We start from the raw sequence: 20123 nt of genomic DNA on the forward strand, positions 1-20123 counted from the left end.
AAGGAACGCCGGCTGCTGAAAGGCTGGCGGGGTGGCCCTGTGGAAGCGTTCATGAGGCTTTTCGTGGCGCTCGTCCCGCCGCCGGACGTCCTGGACGAGCTCGCGGAGGCCGTCCGGCCCCATCTCGGCACGGTCTCCGAGCTGCGCTGGATCCGGCGCGATCTGATGCACGTCACGCTGACGTTCCTCGACGAGGTCGACGACCGCACCCTGGAGCGCCTGCTCCCGAGGCTGGAACGCGCCGTCCGCCGCCACGAGCGGATGACGCTGTCGCTGGCGGGCGCGGGCGCGTTCCCCGGCAACGGCGCGCACGCCCGAGTCCTGTGGACGGGCCTGTACGGCGACCGCCGCGCCCTGGCGAGGCTGGCCGCCTCCACCACCGCCGCGGGCCGCCGCGTCGGGACGATCCCCGACAAGCACCGCGGCTTCCGCCCGCACATGACGCTGGCGCGGTCGCGGCGCCCGGTGGACGTGCGGTCGCTCGTCGAGGCGCTGTCATCGTTCGCGGGCATGCCGTGGACGGCGGACTCGGTCCACCTGATGCGCAGCCACCTGCCCGGCAAGGACAACACCGAGCTGGCGTACGAGCCGCTGATGACGTGGCCGCTGCGTCACAGCTCCGGCGGCGGAGGGGCGGGACGGTCGGCGTCCGGAGGGCCCCAGGGGACGCCGTAGCGCTCGCAGGCGCGGCGCAGCTCGGCGAGGTCGGGCGGGAACGTGATCTGGCGCAGCACCCGCCCGGACGGCCCCCACACCACCAGCCGGGGCATCCTCTCGACCGCGTCGTCGATGCCGACGCCGCCGAGGCGGTCGCGGGCCAGGTCCCACTCGACCCGGCCGCGCCGGGTGATGACGGCGACCCCGGCGGACGACACGCGCAGCTGCGACCGGTTGCGGTCGTACAGCCAGTAGCCGAGAAGCCCGACCATGAGCCCGGCCGGTATCGACCACATCGCCGTGGTGTTGAACCCGCCCAGGTCGGGGCCGAGCCACACCGCGCCCAGCAGCGCCACCGCCTCGCACAGCAGGACGCTCATCCCGTAGGTGCCGACGCGGGACCTGCGGGTCGCGTCCAGGACCGTTCCCGGCGCGGTCACCGGGCTGGGCGGAGTGTGGACGGGAAAGACGAAACCGGGTTCCTCGGACGGCTCCGGCTGGGGCGCCGCGCCCTCGTGCGCGACGCCCTGCGCCGACAGGGCCGCGGCGGGCTCGGGGTCGGGGGCCGACAGCGAGGACATGGCCGAGTGGAACGCGGCGCTCAGGTAGGCGTCGTACTCGGCGTCGTTGACCGGGAGCCCGGCGCGGCGGGCGGAGTCGCGCAGGTCGGTGCGGGAGATCCGCAGCGCCGACAGGGGCGCGGAGAAGAACTCGTCGCCGTCGGAGTCGTACAACCGGATCCAGGCGTGCCCGGAGACGGTCAGCAGCTCGATGCCGCCGATGCGGTCCTGGGGCATCTTCAGCACCACGTCGCCGGCGGCGTCGGCCCAGCCGAGCCCGTCGCCCTCGACGACCAGGCGCCCGCCGGGCACCTGCGCGAAGATCTCCGGCAGTCCTTCGAGCCCGTAGTCGGGACGGCGCGGCGCCCCCGCCCCGGGGGTGATCACGCGGTAGCCGTGGTCGTCGAGGGCATGCGCGAGCTGGAAGCCGTCCAGGCCGTGCGCGGGCAGCCGGGCGACCAGCTCCAGCCGGTGCCCGAACGCCAGCGCGGCGAGGTCGGCGCGGCGCGGCTCGCCGCTCACCGGGTCCAGGCGCAGGCCGGGCCCGACGACGACCGCGGCGACGTTCTCGGCGCGCAGGTCCTGGGTCTCGCGGCGGCGGCCGGGGCGGGCCCGCACCCGCAGCCGCTCCGCCGTGATCGTCCAGCGGACCTGGGCGGCCCGCAGCAGCCGCCGGCGCGCCGCGAGGACGCCGCCGATCGCGGCGAGGGCCCAGCAGCCGGCGGCGAGCCGGGCGCCGAACTCGCCCGTCCCGTCCAGCGCGATCCGGACGATCATGACGGCGCCGAGCAGGGCGGTGAGCGCGCCGAGGAACATGATCCGGCGGCGGCTCGGGAGCGGCTCCGGCGTGGCCAGCCGCTGCTCGTCGGGCGTCGCGCGGGGCGCGCGGCGGGAGGGCGTCTCGGGGGGCGGCTCGTGCGCCGCCGCCAGCAGGGCCGCCTCCTGGTCCAGCAGGCGCTTCTCGGCCGCGTGGTCGCGCGGGAGGGGGCCGCCGCCGGGGACGTCGTCCTCCAGCCCGGAGACGCGCAGGGCCTCGTCGAGCGCCGGGTCGAGCAGGTCGGTGGCCTCGCCGTCCAGGACGTGCATGGGGATGCCGAGCCTGCGGGCCGCCACGAACACCGCGAGCGGCTCCAGGCCCATCGCCGTCATCCCGCCCACGGCGGTGCGGCCGAAGCGGTGGAAGACGGTCAGGACGCCGTCACCGGTGGTGATGGCCAGGCCGTCGATCCGGGACCGCTCGTAGGAGACCATCGTCAGCCCGCCGCGGCCGACGCGTTCCAGACCGGCCGCCGACAGCCGCCAGTACGGGCGCGGGCGGCGGCGGCGCGCCTCCGGGATCGCGCCGAGCAGCCACGGGAACGCGGCGACGGCGCCGATCAGCGCGGCCCACAGCCACACCGGCCTGATCGGCAGCAGCGCCAGCGCCACCGCGAGGACGGTGAACGGACCCGCGGCGACGGGGCGCCACCGGCCGCCGGATCCCGCGAGGCCCACCAGCTCATGCTCCACAGTCCGCATCCTCACACGGGTCCCCGCGGGACCGTCGCCCCCTTCCACGATCCGGTCGCCCTCCGGAACCGACATCCATCGCGCCGGTCAGGTCGGGGCTCCACTGCCGTCATATGAGTCTCACCGGACACGTGAGTCCCGCCACCGTGCTCTCACCGCCGTCGCCGCAGCAGGCCGTAGCCGACCGCCGCCGCGATCGCGAGAGCGAGGAACAGCGCCATCCGGGTGTTGGTCGCGTCCCGGTGGCCGCCCGTGGTGTCATTCCCCGCGCCCGCGTTCCCGGGGGAGGACGCCGGGGACGGGCGCGCCTCCTCCGGCAGCGGCAGCCGGTAGACCGGCTGGCTCCTGCCCTCGGACCCCACCAGCAGCGACCTCCCGTCGGGGGTGTAGGTCACCGACTCGCCCTGCACCTGCCGGGGCAGGTCGAGGGACTTGATCGTCTTGCCGGGACGGCCGTCGGCGCCGACCGAGTACAGGCGGGCGCCGAAGTAGGTGCGGATGACGCAGGTCCGCCCGTCGGGGGCGAACGCGCCGTCGGTCGCGATCGCCGGGGCGTCCCCGACCTTGCGCAGCACGTTGAAGCCGCCGGTCCGCAGCCGCGCCGGAGCCTCGTAGACCTTGCCGCCGAACAGCTTGCTGGCGATGTAGAGCCGGTTCGTGCGCGGATTGATCATCATGGTCTCGGCGTTGCGCGGCCCGTCCTCGTACTTGATCCGGAACCGGGTCGCCTGGAGCGTCTGGCTCACCAGCCGCGTCGGCTCCGGGATCCGGTAGACGGTCACGTAGGGCCAGGCGCCGCCGAGGTTGTCGCCGATGTCCGCGACGAAGATCGCCGGACGGCCGCGGCCGTCCTTGCCGATCGCCATCGCCTCCCAGTCGCGGGCTCCCGCGCCGGCGAGCGTGAGCACGGCGGCGACCCGCCCGTCCGGGCCCAGCGCGTAGACCTTCGGGACGCCGCCGGAGTCGTTGTGGGTGTACACGACGCCCCGGTGCCGTGCGCTGGCGGCCAGCCCGCTGGACTCGGTGATCCGAAGGTCCTTGATCGTGAAGGCGACCGCGTCGTCGCGGCGGGTGCCGGCGGAGGCGGAGGGGCAGAGCAGGCAGACCGGGGCGCCGGCGAGGACGAGCGCGGCGCCCGCGCGGACGGCGGCCCGGCGTGCTGACATGGATCGATCATCCCCGTTCCGCGCCCCGACGATCACCTGATCCGCGCCGCTCAGCCCAGCAGCGCCCCGACGACCACGGCCAGGATGAGCGCGGTCAGCACGGTGGGCAGCAGCCATTGGGGCGCGCGGTTCACGCCCCGAGCTTATTCGGCCTCCCGGCCGCCTCGAACCGTCCGCCCATGATCTGCATCTCATCCCGCCCGTCCCGGCTCTCTCCGAGCTCCGGGCCCGGCCGCCGCCTCAGCCGGTCGCGGCGGCGAAGGACAGCACCGCGACGAGCGCACCGGCGAGCATGGAGGGGCCGAACGGGAACTCGCCCTTGCGTGAACGGCGGACGATCATGATGCCCACGGCCACGAGGCCGCCGAGCAGGTAGGTCACCAGCAGGCCGACGACCCACGCGTCCTGCCCGAACCAGCCGAGGTACAGGCCGAGCACGCCGGACAGCTTGACGTCCCCCAGCCCGATCCCGGACGGGACCGCGAGCGCCTGCGCGAAGTACAGGGCGAACAGTGCGGCCATGCCGACGAGCGCGTGCTCGCACCGCTGCAGGCCGTCCTCGGTGAACGGCGCGGCCGCCGCGAGGAGCGCCGGCGCGATGCCGTAGGAGGGGAGCGTGAACCGGTCGGGCAGCCGCTTGACGCCGACGTCGATGAAGCCCAGGAGCGTGCCCACGGCCGCGAGGTACAGCAGCGCGGGCAGGACGGGCTCGAACCCGACCCGCCACCCGAGCACGCCGAAGAGCGCCGCGGTGACCAGGCCCAGGACGACGCGGTGCCGGCGTGGGACGTCACCGACGTACGGCGCCGCCAGCGGCGCCGCGAGCAGGCCGACGACGAGCCCGACGGGCACCAGCACCAACGCGACCATCGACCCTCGCCCCGATCCGTCCTCTACCGCGCCCCGGCACCTGACCGGACGGATACCGGCGGCGGGGGGCCCAACGCCCATTCAATCGGCCGCACCGGACCCCGCACATGGGCCCCCGGACCCAATCGGTGCTCCGGTCGCCTCGAACCGTCCGGCCCTGGTCTGCATCTCATCCTGCATGTGCGGATTGTTCGGGGTGGTGCGCTCGCCGTTCGCGGCCGACCCGGGTCGGGCGTCGGACGTGTTCGTCATGCTGGGCGCGCTCGCCGAGGAGCGGGGGACCGACTCGGCCGGCCTGGCGCTGATCGGCGCCCCGCCGGGGCTCGGCGGCGGGGGCTGCCGGGTGGTGAAGGGACGCGGCCGGTTCTCGGGGGTCTGGCGGCCGGAGTTCCTGTCCGGGCTGGACCGCGCGGCCGTGGCCATCGGGCACACTCGATGGGCCACGCAGGGATCCCCGGCGGAGGCGGCCAACGCCAGCCCCATGGTCGTCCCCGGGCGGTCGGCCACGGTCGTCGGCACGCACAACGGCGACATCGACGTGGCCGGCCTGCGGAAGCGGTTCGCGCCGCCGCCCGCGTCCGGCGTCACCGACAGCGAGCCGATCTTCCAGCTGCTGGCCGGCCGCCGGGCCCCGGCCGAGATCACCGGCGTCCTCCAGGCCCTGGTCGGACGGGTCGCGCTGGCATGGGTCGAGCGCGACCGCCCCACCGAGGTGCACCTGGCGCGCGGCGCGCTCAGCCCGCTCGCGATGGCCGTGGACACCGACCAGAACATCTACTGGGGGTCCAACCCGCGCTGGTTCCGGGAGGTCGAACGGCACACCCGGGTCCGGTTCGCCACCGTCGTGCTGCTGCGCGAGGGCACCTATCTGAAGGTCGGCATGGAGCGCCGGCCCGGGCGCCGCGACCTGCCCGAGGTCCTCGCGACGGCGGACTTCGTGCCCACGGCGCGGGACACCGACATGGACCCGCGCGTCTGGACGGGCTTCACTCCGGCCGACACCGCGGCCGACCAGGCCGGCCTGCTCCACCATGTGGTGGAACGGGCGGGCGGCACCGGCGGTCTGCTGACCGTCGCCTGAACCGGCCCTCGGGGGAGCGGCGTGGCCCCCCCGAGGGCTCCGGCTCGTCTCAGAGGCGCTCGACGACGTAGTCGACGCAGGCGGTCAGCGCCTCGACGTCGGCCGGGTCGATCGCGGGGAACATGCCGATGCGCAGCTGGTTGCGGCCCAGCTTGCGGTACGGCTCGGTGTCGACGATGCCGTTGGCGCGCAGCGTCTTGGCCACGGCCGCCGCGTCCACCTCGTCGTTGAAGTCGATCGTGCCGACGACCTGCGAGCGCTGCGCCGGGTCGACCACGAACGGCGTCGTGTACGACGTCTTCTCGGCCCACGTGTAGAGCCGCTGGGACGAGTCGGCCGTGCGGGACGTCGTCCAGTGGAGGCCGCCCTGCCCGTTCATCCACTCGATCTGCTCGGCGAGCAGCAGCAGCGTGGCCACGGCCGGGGTGTTGTACGTCTGGTCCTTGGCGGAGTTGTCGACGACCGTCTTCAGGTTGAAGAACTCCGGGACGTACCGGTCGGACGAGGCGATCTCGTCGATCCGCTCAAGCGCCGCCGGGGACGCGAGCGCGACCCACAGGCCGCCGTCCGCCGCGAAGCACTTCTGCGGAGCGAAGTAGTAGACGTCGGTCTCGGACACGTCCACGGGGAGGCCGCCCGCGCCGGACGTGGCGTCCACCAGGACGAGGCCGTCCCGCGCGGTCGTGCCCGCCGGGCGCTTGATCGGCATGGCGACGCCGGTCGAGGTCTCGTTGTGGGTGAGCGCGTAGACGTCCACGTCCGCCTCGGCGGACGCCTCGGGGTGCGTTCCGGGCGGGGCGGAGATGACGGTGGGGTCCCCCAGCCAGGGCGCGCCCGTGGTGACCTTGGCGAACTTGCTGGAGAACTCGCCGAAGGTCAGGTGCTGCGACCGCTGGCGGACGAGGCCGAACGCGGCCGCGTCCCAGAAGGCCGTGGTGCCGCCGTTGCTGAGCAGGACCTCGTACCCCTCGGGCAGCGAGAAGAGCTCGGCCAGCCCCTCCCGGACGCGGCCGACGAGGGATTTCACCGGCTTCTGCCGGTGCGAGGTGCCCATGTAGGTCGAGCCGGACTCGGCCAGGGCGGCGAGCTGCTCGGGACGGACCTTGGAGGGACCGCACCCGAAACGGCCGTCGGCGGGCCTGAGATCGGCGGGAATGTCGATGGTGGGATTCGCGCTGTCGGTCACTCACACGAGGCTATCTGACCTGCGGCGAAGATCGTGGGCCGGGTTCACATCCCGAGACGCCGGCGGCGCCACCCCCAGGTCAGCAGGGCGGCCAGGCCGGCGGCGCAGGCGCCGCCGACGACGGCCGGCGGGTAGATCCAGGCGTCGCCCCTGGAATGCGCCCGCACGGCCGTGGCGGCGGAGTCGTAGATGAGGAACGCCAGGAAGAGGGCCGCGACCGCGACGGCGATCCGTCCCGCGACGGCGTTGGTGGCGCGGCGGCGCTCCTCGCGCTCCGCGTCGAACCGCCTCAGCGCCTGCGCCGCCTCCGCCGCCTCCGAGACCGCGGGCGCCGCGGCGGTGCCGGGCGCCGTTCGGGTCGCGGCGCCGGCCGCGGGGCCGATGTCGCCATCGAGCGGCTCGTCGTCTCCGGAGGGGGCTTTTCTCATGCCGCTCATGATGACAAAGCGGCCGGGTTTCGGGAACCGGCGCATGATCAGCGGAAGGTTTCGATCCGATCGGCCGTTCGCCGCGTCCAATCTGAACGAGGGCGGGCGAGTCGGGGGCGGCCGGGCAGAGGCGGGCGAGACACGGAAGCGAGCGTGGCGCATGGCGGGCGACGGCGACCGGATCCTGAGCGAGGATCGGCTGCGCGGGGTCCTCGACCTGTTCGAACGGCTGCGGGAGCGGCCGCCGTGGCGGTGGCGGGAGCGGCTGCGGCCCCTGCTCCTGCTGCTCGGGCCGGACCGGGCCGCCTCCCACGCCGCCGAGATGCTCAAGTCCCGCTGCGAGGACGAGCGGGCCCCGGTGTCGCACATCGCGGCCGACACGCCCGCCACCGACGTCGCGGGCGTGCTGCGCGAGGCCAAGCGCGAGCTGTCGCAGCCGAGCAGCCGCGCCCGCGGCGAGCCTGCGCTGCGGTTCCCGCTGCTGGAGATGGCGCTGTGGCTGCGCGACCTGCGGGAGATCCGGCTGGCCGGCGACCGCCCGCCGCCGCGCGGCGCCTCCTCGTCCGAGCGCGAGAACCACCTGCTCGTCCGGCGGCTGACGCACCCGCCGGTCGGCGACAACGAGAACGCGCGCCGCCGCGAGCTCAACCGGGTGATCCGGCGGCGCGGCCGGGACGTCCTGCGCGACATCGAGGAGGTGCGCGGCAGGCCCGCCACGTTCTTATCGTTCCTGGAGCAGATCGCTCCCATCGGCATCGCCGCCGTCGCGCTGATCAGCGCCGGGACGGCGGCGGCGCTCGACCTCGCCTCCGCCGTGCTCGCGGCCGTCATCGGGCTGGCGTTCGTGACCGTGCAGATCGTCGCCCGGACGCGCGGCTGGTACGGGGTGCGGCGGTTCGGCTGGTTCCTGCGCCAGCCCTACGTCGACCGCGACTCCACCGGGTTCCTCGGCCTCGCGCTCGGCGTGTTCGACCCCCGCCCGGTCGAGCCGGACGACCACGGGGAGCAGCTCGACCTGCTGCTCGTCGCCGCCTTCCTGGAGGACCTGCGCCGCAACTACCGGCGCGACTACCGGCGCGCCGCGTGGGCCCGGGTCCGCTACCCGGTGCTGATCTTCGAGCATCTGTCCGCCGGGCATCCCGGGGTGGCGTTCGTGGAGCTGGTCGAGCGGGTCCGCGCCGACAGCCAGGCGAGCGACCGGCTTCCCGGCTTCGACCCGCTCATCGTCGTCGCCGGAGTCGACCCGGCCGCCCCCGCGAGCGCCGACCAGGCCGACCCGTCCGGGCTCCGGCTGCTGGAGCGGCTCGCGCGGGCCGTCCGGGTGGACGTGGCCTCGGACGAGCCGCAGAGCGTCATCGCCGCGCGCGGCCTGTGGGACCGCTACACGCGCGAGCAGCGCCGCGTCGGCGCCCTCGGGTCGCGCCGCGAGCTGCGCGTGGACGTCACCCGCGACCCGGGCGGCGACCTGCCGCCCGTGCGTCCGGTGCGGCGCCGCCCCCGGCTCGCCCATCCGGCGCTGCCGTGGATCGCCATGGTCGCGGTCGCCGCCGCGTCCGTCTCGGTGATCTCCGTGCAGGTGGTGCGGTACTGCTCCCCGTTCGGCATCAGGCGGATGGCGAACGGCGAGTGCGTCGGCATCACCGACGGGTCGTTCCGCTTCGGCGAGGACTCCGGCGGCAAGAACAACGACAACCGGCTCAACAAGGTCCTCGACCGGATCGAGTCGCTGAACGACCACGTCATGGAGTCCGGCAAGCCGTACGCGACCGTGGTCTACCTCGGCCCGGTGACCGCCGACCCGTCCATCAAGAACAAGCGGATCGACCTGCTCGCCGGGGTACAGGGCGAGCTGATCGGGCTGTCGATCGCGCAGAAGCGGTTCAACGACGCCGCCGAGGGCGACGACCTGCGGCTGCGGGTGCTGGTCGCCAACGCGGGCGCCAAGTTCCGCTACGCCGAGGACGTCGCCGAGCAGATCCGCGGGCTGGCGCTCGAGGACCGCTCGATCGTCGCGGTGATCGGGTTCGAGCAGAGCCGCCGGCAGACCCAGGAGGCGATCAGGCTGCTGGCCAAGTCGGCGCTGCCCCTCGTCGGCACCGCCAACAGCTACGACGGGACGGCGCTGCTCGACGGCGACGCCGGCTACTCGCCGTACTACTTCCGGCTCGCGTCCCCCAACGCGCGGACCGCCCGGCACGCCGCGTACTGGGCGCGGCACGGCGACGTCGGCGGCAAGAAGGTGGACGACGCGGTCGTCATCTACGACGGCGACCCCGACGACCTCTACAGCGCGAACCTGGCGACCGACTTCCAGCGGTCGTTCCGGCCCGGCAAGGCGCTGATGCGCCCGTACAAGAACCCCGGCGAGCTGAACAAGTCGGTCAGGGAGGCGTGCCAGGACCAGCCCGACCTGTTCTACTACGCGGGGCGGTCGGACGAGTTCCGCTCGTTCGTCAACGTCCTGGAGCTCTCCTGCCCCAAGCGCCCGCTGGTCCTCGCCGACGACGAGATCGCCAAGTACGTCAGCGACAACGCCGAGGAGCTCGGCCGCAAGAACACCTTCGACCTGTTCTTCACGCCGCTGGCCGCCCGGGAGGCGTGGACGTGGCGCTGGATCGGCGACCAGGCGCCGCAGACGTTCTACTCCGACTACGACCCGGGGGTCCGGGAGATGACCGACGACGGGGACGACCCGTCGGGGCGGCGGCCGTCCATCACCCGCGCCGCCGTCAGCTACGACGCGGCGACCCTCGTCGCGACCGTGGCGAGCAAGGTGTACTGGCAGGAGAAGGCGCTGCCGTCGGCGGGCTCGGTGTTCGCGGCGCTCAACGACCCCGACCACGACGTGCTGCGCAACGGCGCCAGCGGCGTGCTGCGGTTCGGCTCCCGCGGCGCCGGCCACCAGGTGCTCGACCGGCCGGTGATCCTCGCGACGATCCGGCAGGACGGGACGACGGAGGTCAAGCAGGTGTGCGGGCGCCTCGTCGCCGGCGGGCAGGGCCGGGCCGAGTGCCCGCCGGGGGAGGGGCGGGGCGGCACCCTCGCGAAGTAGCGTGGCCCCGGGCCCACGGCAAAGGCCCCCGGTTCGACCGGGGGCCTCAGGCGCGTCGGTGCGGGGGTACGGGCCGGATCAGCCGGCCTTGCGCTTGAGGACCTCCGCCGCGCCGGCGACCTCGTCGAGGGAGCGGCTGCCGGGACCGGTGTAGCGGGCGCTCGGCCGGACGAGGCGGCCGGTGCGCTTCTGCTCCAGGATGTGCGCCGCCCACCCGGCGGTGCGGCCGCAGGTGAACATGGCGGGCATCATCGCGGTCGGGACCTCGGCGAAGTCGAGGACGACCGCGGCCCAGAACTCCACGTTCGTCTCGATCGGACGGTCCGGGCGGCGCTCGCGCAACTCGGCCAGGGCCGCGTCCTCCAGGGCCTTGGCGGCCTCGTAGCGGGGCGCGTCCAGTTCCTTGGCGGTACGGCGCAGCACGCGGGCGCGCGGGTCCTCGGCGCGGTACACGCGGTGCCCGAAGCCCATCAGCCGCTCGCCGGAGTCGAGGATGTCGCCGACGACCTTGCGGGCGTCGCCGAGCTGCTCGACCTTCTCGATCATCGGCAGTACGCGGGCGGGGGCGCCGCCGTGCAGGGGGCCCGACATGGCGCCGATCGCGCCGGAGATGCTGGCGGCCACGTCCGCGCCGGTGGAGGCGATGACGCGGGCGGTGAAGGTGGAGGCGTTCATGCCGTGCTCGGCGGCCGAGACCCAGTACGCGTCGATGGCCCGGACGTGCTTGGGGTCGGGCTCACCGCGCCAGCGGACCATGAACCGCTCGGTGATGGTTCCGGACTCGTCGATCCGGTGCTGCGGGACCATCGGCTTGCCCACGCCGCGCGCGGACTGCGCCACGAACGACAGCGCCGTCACCGACACCCGGGCGAGGTCGGCGCGGGCCTCCTCGTCGGAGATGTCGAGCAGCGGCTTCATCCCGTACGCGGTGGCGAGGGTGGGGAGGGAGCTCTGCACGTCCACCCGCACGTCGCCGGAGGTGACCGGGAGCAGGTGCGGGTCGGCGGGGGCCAGGCCCGGGGTGAAGCTGTCGTCCACGAGGAGGCCCCAGGCGTCGCCGAAGGAGACACGCCCGACGAGTTCCTCGATGTCGACGCCCCGGTAGCGGAGGGCGCCGCCCTCCTTGTCCGGCTCGGCGATCTCCGTCTCGAAGGCGACGACCCCTTCGAGACCGGGTTTGAAGTCGGACATGTCGTCCTGCCTTTCGTCCCGTGTGATAAGGCGGTGCCGTGCCATTGAACCCTGCCCGCCTTACTGACCAGTACCCCGGGGTCCTGCAAGTTGCACAGGGCCGGGGGTGAGAGGCTCTGACGCTGTGGATTCCCCAACGCCGGACCCCGCACGGCTCCGCAGATCCTATGAGGTGGGCGAATTGTCCGAGTCGGCGCTCCCCGCCGACCCGCTCGCCCTGTTCGCCGTGTGGTTCGCCGAGGTGCACGCCTCCGGGCTGGCCGAGCCGAACGCGATGATCCTCGCGACCGCCTCCGGCGACGGGGTCCCGAGCGCCCGGACGGTCCTGCTCAAGGGCTACGGGCCGCAGGGCTTCCGGTTCTTCACGAACCTGACCTCCCACAAGGGCCGCGACCTCGCGGAGAACCCGCGCGCGGCGCTGGTGTTCCCGTGGCATCCCCTGTACCGGCAGGTCCGGGTCGCGGGACCGGTGTCCGAACTCCCGCGCGAGGAGACGGCCGCCTACTTCCGGACGCGCCCGTACGGGTCCCGGATCGGCGCGTGGGCGAGCGAGAACCAGTCGGGCGTCATCCCGGGGCGCGAGGTGCTGGAGCGCCGCTACGCCGAGGCGGCCGGGCGTTGGCCGGATCCGGCCTCCGGGCGGGCGGAGGCGCCGGAGGGCGAGGCGGCCGCCGCCGTCCCGCTGCCGGACTTCTGGGGCGGCTACCGCGTCGTGCCCGAGTCGATCGAGTTCTGGCAGGGCCGCCGCGACCGGCTCCACGACCGGATCCGCTACCGGCGGGCGGCCCCCGGGGACGCGGAGGGATGGGCGGTGGAGAGACTGGCTCCGTGACACCGCCGGTTGGAACGGTCCGCCAAAGGCGGCTGCGGGGGCTCGCGATCGACACCCGGCCGCTGGGCCATCCGGCCTACCGGCGGCTGTGGCTGGGGCAGGGCGTGTCGTTCGTCGGGTTCCAGGTCACCGCCGTCGCCGTCCCCGTCCAGGTCTACGACATGACCCGCTCGTCGTTCTGGGTGGGCGCCCTCGGCGTCGTCAACCTCGTCCCGCTGATCGTGTTCGGGCTGTGGGGCGGCGCGGTGGCCGACCACATGGACCGGCGCAGGCTGCTGTTCGTCTCGTCCTGCGTCATGTGGGCGGCGACGCTGCTGCTGCTCGTCCAGGCGCTGCTGGGCGTCGGCAGCCTCGCGCTGATCATGGTCGTGGTGGCGGTCCAGGCGATCGGGTTCGCGGTGTCCTCGCCCACCCGCAGCGCGATCATCCCCCGGCTGGTCGACCGGTCGCTCGTCCCGGCGGCCAACACCCTCACCTTCACCGCGGGCCAGTTCGGGATGCTGGCCGGGCCGCTGTTCGCCGGCGTCCTGCTGGCCCACTGGGACTACGCGGCGGCCTACGCGCTGGACGCCGTGCTGTTCACCGTCGTGCTGTACGCGGCGCTCAGGCTCCCGCCGATCCCGCCGCTCGGCGACGTCACCGGCACGCCCGGCCTGCGGTCGGTCTTCGACGGCCTCCGCTACCTGGCCACCCAGCCGGTGCTCCTGATGTCGTTCGCGGTGGACGTCATCGCGATGGCCGTCGCCATGCCGCGCGCCCTGTTCCCCGAGGTGGCCGAGACACGGTTCGGCGGCGAGGGCGCGGTCGGCTACCTGTTCGCCGCGATCGCGGTCGGGGCGTTCCTCGGCGGGCTGTCGTCCGGCTGGATCGGGCGGGTGCACCGGCAGGGGATCGCGCTCGTGGCGTCCATCGTCGTGTGGGGCCTCGCCGTCGCGGCCGCCGGGCTGGCCGGCCACCTCTGGCTCGCGGTCCTCCTGCTCGCCGTCGGCGGGGCGGCCGACCTGGTGTCGTCGGTCTTCCGCCAGTCCATGCTCCAGACGTACGCGCCCGACCAGATGCGCGGACGGCTTCAGGGCGTCTTCACCGTCGTCGTCGCGGGCGGCCCCCGGCTCGGGGACGTCCGGGCGGGGGCGACCGCGAGCGCCGTGGGCGCGACCGCCTCCTGGGTCGGCGGGGGCCTGGCCTGCGCCGCGCTGGTCATCGCGGTGGGGTTCGCCGTCCCGGCCCTGCTCCGCTACGACACCCGGACCGCCGAGACCGTCTCGGTCGAGCCGCTGCCGGTGGAGGACTGAGCCGCCGTCGGCGCGGGACCGAGGCGGCGGTCCTCAGGTCGTCCCGAGCAGGGACGCTCCCGCGTCACGGGAAGGTTTCGCGTTCATCTTGCGTTCCTCCGTACCCGGCTGCAGGGGATATTCGCAGGGCCCGGCGACGTGGGGTCCGAGCAAGTAGACTCTTGCCCATAAGACTGGAGGGAGCTGTGACCTCACACGGCCTGATCGATACCACGGAGATGTATCTCCGGACGGTCTTCGAGCTCGAGGAGGAGGGGATCATTCCCCTTCGCGCGCGCATCGCCGAGCGGCTCTCCCAGAGCGGCCCGACGGTGAGCCAGACGGTCGCGCGCATGGAACGTGACGGGCTGCTGCGGGTCGAGGGCGATCGGCACCTTGAGCTGACCGACAGCGGGCGCGGTCTCGCGACGCGCGTCATGCGCAAGCACCGCCTCGCCGAATGCCTCCTGGTGAACGTCATCGGGCTGCCCTGGGAGGACGTCCACATCGAGGCGTGCCGGTGGGAGCACGTGATGTCGGAGGAGGTCGAGCGCCGCCTGGTCGCGCTGCTGGACAACCCGACCACCTGCCCGCACGGCAACCCCATCCCCGGCCTGGACGAGCTCGGCGGGCACGGCGACGACGCCGAAGCGGCGCCGCTGGCGGTGATGACCGCGGTGGCGAGCCCCCAGGGCGCGGGCGCGGTGATCCGGCGGATCAGCGAGCAGGTGCAGAGCGACAGCGACCTGATGCTTAGACTCAAGCAGATAGGGATACAACCGGGACGAGAGGTGATTCTCCGGGCGACCGACGACGGGGTACGGGTGATCGGTGACGACGAGGACGACAGTCCCGCGACGGAACTCTCGCGCGACATCGCCGAGCACGTCTTCGTCAGCAGGCGCTGACACGGTCGGCGTGTGCACCCCCGCCTCGACGGTCTATACCGAAGATCTCCATAACATCGCGTCTTTCGGGCGTATCCCGGCGGCGGGTTCGTCGTTCAATACGACGAGGCAACCACGTAGGACGTCCGTGCCGCGACGCGCGGTGATCATCGGGGCGAGGATCGGGACCGGCATCGGGATGGGGAGATGAACCACTGGGGGGAAGCGCCTGACGAGGCGCACCTGCCGCCCGAGACCGTCCTCGCGCAGATGGAGATGGCGGTCATCGTCTGCGACCGCTTCAGCAACATCATCTACGGCAACGCCTTCTCCCGGCAGCTGTTCGGCTTCGGCGGCGACGCGATCATCGGCCACTCCATCCTGTCGCTCGGCATCGCCGAGGAGGACCACGAGCAGGCCACCGAGCTGGCCAAGCACGTCCTCAAGGGCGGCGTGTGGGAGGGCACCTTCTGCAACCTGCGCGCCGACGGCACCACCGTCTACACGCGGGCGCACGCCGTCCCGCTGCGGCACCCGTCCGGCGCCGTCGACGGAGTGGTGATCTTCGCGCGCGAGGCGCTGCGCTCCAACCAGCGCGAGCAGGACCGCTACGGCCTCATGGAGCGGATCGGGGAGCGGCTCGCCGGGTCCCTGGAGCTGGAGAGCACCCTGCGCCGCGTCGCCGACACGCTCGTCCCGCAGTTCGCCGACCACTGCTTCATCGACCTCTACAGCGGCGACCGCCTCTACCGGAAGGTGTCGCGGCACGCGGGCGGCTGGGAGCCGCCGCCCGGCACCTGGGCGGAGGTCGGCGAGCCCGTCTCCTACCCGCCCGGCCACTTCAGCGCCAAGGCGATGGACCGCCGCGACGCCGTCCTCGTCGAGGACATGATCCAGCACCGGTTCACCGCGCCGAGCGAGTCGTCCCAGCGGCTCGGCCACGAGATGGGCATCACCTCGGTGATCTCCGCGCCGCTGCTGGTGCGCGGCGAGCTGCTCGGCGTGATGAGCCTGGCGCTGTCGAACCTGTCCAAGCGGCCCGACCCGCACTACGACGGCTTCGACCGCGACCTGCTCGGCGCGATCGCCAGCCGGGTCGCGCTCGCCGTCGACAACGCGCTGCTGTTCGAGGAGGAGCGCGACACCGCGCTCGCCTTCCAGAAGCACCTGCTGCCCGGCGACCGGCCGCCCCCGCTGGACGGCCTCCAGATCGCCTGGCGGTACGAGCCGGCGCGTCCCCTGGAGTCGCACGGGCACGGCATCCAGACGCAGGTCGGCGGCGACTGGTACGACGTCATCCCGCTGTCGGCGGGACGCGTCGGCCTCGTCATCGGCGACGTCGAGGGCCGCGGGGCCCGCGCCGCCGCCGTGATGGGCCAGCTGCGCGCCGCGCTGCGCGCCTTCGCCCAGGACGACAAGCCGCCCGCCGACATCCTGCGCAAGCTCGACGAGTGGGTCCGCACGATGACGCGGCCCGAGCGGATGCGGTCCGGCTGGAACAGCGACGACCTCGTCCGCCCGCCCCTGGTCTCGTGCACCTACTTCGTCTACGACGCCTGGTCGCGGGTCCTGGAGTTCGCCAACGCCGGGCACGACCCGCCCCTGCTGATCGTCGACGGCGAGGTCGGCGAGCTGGACTTCGAGAGCGAGGGCGGCATGCTCGGCCTGCGCGCCCCCGGCATGGGCGGCGAGCTGCTGTTCAACGAGGAGTCGGCCGAGCTGAAGCCGGGCTCCACGCTCGTCCTCTACACCGACGGTCTGATCGACCGCCGTTCCAAGGACGACGGCGACTACCACACGCGCGAGGAGGCGCGGGAGATGGTCCGCGCCGCCGTCGCCGGGGTCGCGCGCGGCGGGGTCGAGGCGATCGCCAACGCCGCCTACGACGCGGTGCCCGGCGACATCGCCGACGACGTCGCGATCGTGGTGATCCGCACCGCCGCCGAGGAACTGGCCGTGGAGGAGCGCACCTTCACCGCCGAGCCGATCATGGTGTCGGAGGCGCGCCGGATGGCCTCCGACGCGTTCGCGACATGGGGCATGCCCGAGGAGCAGGCCGAGCTCGCGTGCCTGCTGGTGTCGGAGGTCGTCACGAACGTCGTCCTGCACGCCACGGCCACGCCGTCGCCGCGCCGCGAGCTGGTCGTCCCGGTACCGGCAGGGCCGCCCGGCCGCGGCGGCGAGCCGCTGGGCGCGCCGCCGCCCGTGCAGTTCAACACCGACTTCGGCGCCCTGGACACAGACCCCTTCGACGGCGGCGCGTTCGACGAGGACGACTGGAACCTCGGCGCCGACCTCGGCCGCCGCGAGCCGCCCACCAAGGAGTTCCGGCTCCGGCTGCGGCGCGGCGCGGACGCGATCTGGGTCGAGGTCTTCGACTCCGACATGCGGCTGCCGCGCATCCGCAGCGCCGGCGAGACCGACGAGGGCGGTCGCGGCCTCTACCTCGTCGACCAGCTGGCCACCCGGTGGGGCGCCCGCCCGACGTCCGACGGCAAGGCCGTCTGGTTCGAGCTGCCGCTGAACCCGGCGTGAGCCGATGCGCGCCTGGGTGGTGGAGCGGCCGGCCCCGGTAGCGGAGGGGCCGCTGCGGCGCGCCGACCGCGAGGTGCCCTCGCCCGGCCCGGGTGAACTGCTGGTCCGCGTGCTGGCCTGCGGCGTCTGCCGGACGGACCTGCACGTCGCCGAGGGCGACCTGCCCGTCCACGTGCCGGGCGTGACGCCGGGCCACGAGATCGTCGGGCGGGTCGAGTCCGCGGGCCCCGGCTGCCTGCACGGGCCCGGTGACCGCGTCGGCGTCGCATGGCTGCGCGGGACGTGCGGCGCGTGCCGTTTCTGCCGCCGGGGCGCCGAGAACCTGTGCCCGTCCTCGGTCTACACAGGCTGGGACGCGCACGGCGGCTACGCCGAGTACGCGCTCGCCGTCGACGCCTACACCTACGCGCTGCCCGCCGAACTGGACGACGTGCGCGCCGCACCGCTGCTGTGCGCCGGGATCATCGGGTACCGGGCGCTGCGCCGCGCGTCCCCGCCGCCGGGCGGACGCCTCGGCATCTGGGGGTTCGGCGGCTCGGCGCACCTGGCCGCGCAGATCGCGCTCGCCGAGGGCGCCGACGTGCACGTGTTCACCCGCAGCCCGGCCGCCCGCGAACTGGCCCGCGAGCTCGGGGCGTCCTGGGCGGGCGACTCCTTCGACGCCGCCCCCGCCCCGCTGGACTCGGCGATCATCTTCGCGCCCGCGGGCGAGCTGGTCGCCGCCGCGCTCGAACGCCTCGACCGCGGCGGGACCTGCGCCGTCGCGGGGATTCACCTGAGCGACGTCCCGTCCCTGGACTACCAGCGGCACCTGTTCCAGGAGCGCGAGGTCCGCTCGGTGACGGCGAACACGCGGGCGGACGGCGAGGAGTTCCTGACGCTGGCCGCGCGTCTGGACGTCGCCGTCACGACGCACGTCTACGGCCTGGACGACGCGGACCGCGCCTTGGCCGACCTGGCGGCGGACCGCTTCACGGGCGCCGCGGTCCTCGTCCCCTAGAGATCGGGCCCCGCGCTGGGAGAACCGGCTCTGCGCGCTAGGGGATCGGTTCGGCGGCGACGTGCGCCCAGGACTGGGTGAACCAGAGTTCGCCGCCGATGACGCGAGGCTTGGCGCCGGTGCGGGGACCGCCGTCCACCTCGTCGAGCATGGCCGCGCGGATGCGGTCGGCTGCGGCGCCGTCGCGGGCCCCGGCGAGCCACGGCTCGACGGGGCGTTCCACGGTGAACACGTCCAGCCGCCGGATGCTGCCCCCCACCGAGGTGATCATCTCGGTGAGCCGGGCGATGGACGGGGTGCCGGGATGGTCGGGGTCGCGCAGGCGCTCGATCCGGTCGCGTTCGGGTCCGGCGAGGTTGCCGCGGACGAGGTCGGCGATCACCACCCGCCCGCCGCCCGGCCGGCACACCCGCAGCAGCTCTCGCAGCACATGGCCGGGATCGCCCAGGTTGTAGAGCGAGAACCGGGCTGTGACCAGGGAGAACGTGTTGTCCCGGTACGGCAGCGCGGTGGCGTCCGCCTTGACCGGATCGCGTGGGGCGGGACGCGGGGGCCGCGGCCGCGGGTCCTCGCGCGTCATGGCGGCCGGATCCCTCGGGCGGGCCCGGCCGCCGTCGTCATGGGCGTCGCGGGCGCCGTCCGGGCCGCGGGCGCCGCCGGTGATGCGCACCGGGCCCGTCCCGAACTCCACCGTCTCCATCCGGCCCGGCCGGGCCGGCGCGGACGCCGCCGCCACGGGCGTCGCGTCCACCGCGGTCACGTGGCGGACGTGCGGGCCGAGCGCGGCGGGCATCGGGCCGCGCCCGCGCGCGACGTCGAGGCACACGTCGCCGGTATGGGGTTCGACGAACTCCAGCAGGCGCCTCAGATGCGGGGCGATCGTGCCCCCGGTCTCCTGGACGGCGGTCGCCGGATGCGGCACGGGTGCTCTCCCTCGGCTCGGCCGGCTTCGCCGTACGGGGTGCCGTTCGCGTCCACCGTGCAGGCGCGTGCCGGGGGGATCCCGCCCGGGACGGGCGGGGCGCGTCGGCGCCGGCGGGCAGCGAACGGGCGTGAAGCCGGTTTCGCCAGTTATGACTCCCCGCGGGGCCGAGAGGTTCGGGATCGGCCCCGAAAATTCACGTGCCGTGCATGTCCGCCTGTCAGTTCCGCAGGTGCTCGCCGTACATCGCCAGGACCACGATGACGAACACGGTGATCACCGCGGCCCGGGCCGGCATGGACAGCCGGAGCCGCACCGCGGCCCAGCGCACGCAGAACGCCGCGAGCAGTGACACGACGATGAGAGCGAGGATGCCTTCCATGGCCACCTTCGTCCGGGGGGAGTGCCGCCTCCCTGAACCATAGACGTGTAAGGAGGGGGTTACCCGCCGGTCGGTCGGCGGAGGCGGGCCGATACTCTCACCCTCGTGGCAGATGCGAAGGAAAGAGACGGCCGGGACAGGGTCGACGCGATGGCGACCAGCCTGGCGCGCGGGCGGGTCGCGCTCGGGCTCGCGGCGCTCGCCGTGCCGAGGCTGACCGTGAAGCTGATGGGCCTCGGCGGCGGCGCCGACCCGGGCCGCGACTACGTGGCGCGGATGTTCGCCGCCCGGGAGATCGCGCTCGGTGCGGGCTACCTGCTCAGCGGCGACGACTCCGGGCGCCGGCTGTGGGCCCGGATCGGCCTCGCCGTCGACTCGATCGACGTGATGAGCGGGCTGAAGACCCGCAAGGGCGTGCCGCTGTGGGTGACCGCGGGCGCGGTGGCGGTCGCCGGAGGGGCCGCCTCGATCGGCGCCGCGAAGGTGGCCGGCGACCTGGTGCGCTGACCCGTCCTCCCGGGCCGCCTGCCCGGGCCGCGTGATCCCGTCCTGCTCGTGGGTAGGCCTCTTTCCGGCACGTACCCGGCACATGGG

17 protein-coding genes are annotated in these 20123 nt (G+C 74.0%); 9 read left to right on the plus strand and 8 right to left on the minus strand.

The genetic code is table 11. From position 1 onward, the window contains the following. Window positions 1–51: 51 nt before the first annotated feature. Window positions 52–675, plus strand: a complete 624-nt coding sequence (thpR, locus tag BJ999_RS06600; RefSeq protein ID WP_179832458.1) for an RNA 2',3'-cyclic phosphodiesterase — start codon at window positions 52–54, stop codon at window positions 673–675. Here thpR and BJ999_RS06605 read toward each other — a convergent pair. The 3 genes from BJ999_RS06605 to BJ999_RS06615 all read right to left on the minus strand — a co-directional run bounded on the left by BJ999_RS06605 (window position 612) and on the right by BJ999_RS06615 (window position 4762). Then, window positions 612–2726, minus strand: a complete 2115-nt coding sequence (locus tag BJ999_RS06605; protein WP_179832459.1) for a hypothetical protein — start codon at window positions 2724–2726, stop codon at window positions 612–614. The genes thpR and BJ999_RS06605 overlap by 64 nt on opposite strands. 152 nt (window positions 2727–2878) lie before the next feature. Then, window positions 2879–3892: a hypothetical protein gene (locus tag BJ999_RS06610; RefSeq protein ID WP_179832460.1), complete on the minus strand. Its 1014-nt coding sequence runs from the start codon at window positions 3890–3892 to the stop codon at window positions 2879–2881. Between the two features lie 240 nt (window positions 3893–4132). Further along, entirely contained in the window at window positions 4133–4762 is a 630-nt protein-coding gene (locus BJ999_RS06615; RefSeq protein ID WP_179832461.1) for a prepilin peptidase, read from the minus strand. A 178-nt stretch (window positions 4763–4940) separates the two neighbouring features. On the opposite strand from BJ999_RS06615, the gene BJ999_RS06620 reads away from it, so the two are divergent. Further along, window positions 4941–5843, plus strand: coding sequence for a class II glutamine amidotransferase (locus BJ999_RS06620; RefSeq protein WP_179832462.1), 903 nt, complete (start codon window positions 4941–4943; stop codon window positions 5841–5843). Between the two features lie 49 nt (window positions 5844–5892). Here BJ999_RS06620 and serC read toward each other — a convergent pair whose 3' ends face one another. Further along, on the minus strand, window positions 5893–7029 hold the full coding sequence (serC, locus tag BJ999_RS06625) for a phosphoserine transaminase (RefSeq protein WP_179832463.1): 1137 nt from the start codon (window positions 7027–7029) through the stop codon (window positions 5893–5895). A 44-nt stretch (window positions 7030–7073) separates the two neighbouring features. Beyond that, the gene (locus BJ999_RS06630; protein ID WP_179832464.1) at window positions 7074–7457 is read right to left on the minus strand and encodes a hypothetical protein; all 384 of its coding nucleotides are present in this window, start codon (window positions 7455–7457) and stop codon (window positions 7074–7076) included. A 160-nt stretch (window positions 7458–7617) separates the two neighbouring features. Between BJ999_RS06630 and BJ999_RS06635 the strand changes: the two genes are divergently transcribed. Then, window positions 7618–10509, plus strand: coding sequence for an ABC transporter substrate-binding protein (locus BJ999_RS06635; protein ID WP_179832465.1), 2892 nt, complete (start codon window positions 7618–7620; stop codon window positions 10507–10509). 78 nt (window positions 10510–10587) lie between these two features. On the opposite strand, the gene BJ999_RS06640 is transcribed toward BJ999_RS06635, so the two are convergent. After that, window positions 10588–11700 carry a citrate synthase 2 gene (locus BJ999_RS06640; RefSeq protein ID WP_179832466.1) on the minus strand — a complete coding sequence of 371 codons (1113 nt, stop codon included), beginning with the start codon at window positions 11698–11700 and terminating at the stop codon, window positions 10588–10590. 172 nt (window positions 11701–11872) lie between these two features. On the opposite strand from BJ999_RS06640, the gene pdxH reads away from it, so the two are divergent. The 5 genes from pdxH (at window position 11873) to BJ999_RS06665 (ending at window position 18225) form a co-directional block, all read left to right on the plus strand. After that, entirely contained in the window at window positions 11873–12532 is a 660-nt protein-coding gene (gene pdxH / locus BJ999_RS06645; protein WP_373292911.1) for a pyridoxamine 5'-phosphate oxidase, read from the plus strand. Then, window positions 12529–13824, plus strand: a complete 1296-nt coding sequence (locus BJ999_RS06650) for an MFS transporter (protein WP_229810734.1) — start codon at window positions 12529–12531, stop codon at window positions 13822–13824. The genes pdxH and BJ999_RS06650 overlap by 4 nt, the downstream gene beginning before the upstream one ends. Window positions 13825–14009: 185 nt before the next feature. Continuing rightward, window positions 14010–14711 (plus strand): iron-dependent transcriptional repressor DtxR, encoded by a 702-nt coding sequence (locus tag BJ999_RS06655; RefSeq protein WP_179832469.1) that lies wholly within the window; start codon window positions 14010–14012, stop codon window positions 14709–14711. Window positions 14712–14897: 186 nt separating this feature from the next. Continuing rightward, entirely contained in the window at window positions 14898–17225 is a 2328-nt protein-coding gene (locus BJ999_RS06660) for an ATP-binding SpoIIE family protein phosphatase (protein WP_179832470.1), read from the plus strand. A 4-nt stretch (window positions 17226–17229) separates the two neighbouring features. Next, complete coding sequence (locus tag BJ999_RS06665) at window positions 17230–18225, plus strand: zinc-dependent alcohol dehydrogenase family protein (RefSeq protein WP_179832471.1); 996 nt, start codon at window positions 17230–17232, stop codon at window positions 18223–18225. A 37-nt stretch (window positions 18226–18262) separates the two neighbouring features. Here BJ999_RS06665 and BJ999_RS06670 read toward each other — a convergent pair whose 3' ends face one another. Together BJ999_RS06670 and BJ999_RS06675 are read right to left on the minus strand one after the other, a co-directional pair. Then, window positions 18263–19147, minus strand: a complete 885-nt coding sequence (locus BJ999_RS06670) for a class I SAM-dependent methyltransferase (protein ID WP_179832472.1) — start codon at window positions 19145–19147, stop codon at window positions 18263–18265. A gap of 220 nt (window positions 19148–19367) precedes the next feature. After that, window positions 19368–19529, minus strand: a complete 162-nt coding sequence (locus tag BJ999_RS06675; RefSeq protein ID WP_179832473.1) for a hypothetical protein — start codon at window positions 19527–19529, stop codon at window positions 19368–19370. Window positions 19530–19634: 105 nt separating this feature from the next. Between BJ999_RS06675 and BJ999_RS06680 the strand changes: the two genes are divergently transcribed. After that, complete coding sequence (locus BJ999_RS06680) at window positions 19635–20036, plus strand: hypothetical protein (RefSeq protein WP_229810733.1); 402 nt, start codon at window positions 19635–19637, stop codon at window positions 20034–20036. Window positions 20037–20123 lie beyond the last annotated feature (87 nt).

This window comes from Actinomadura citrea (assembly GCF_013409045.1).
Lineage (GTDB): Bacteria > Actinomycetota > Actinomycetes > Streptosporangiales > Streptosporangiaceae > Spirillospora > Spirillospora citrea.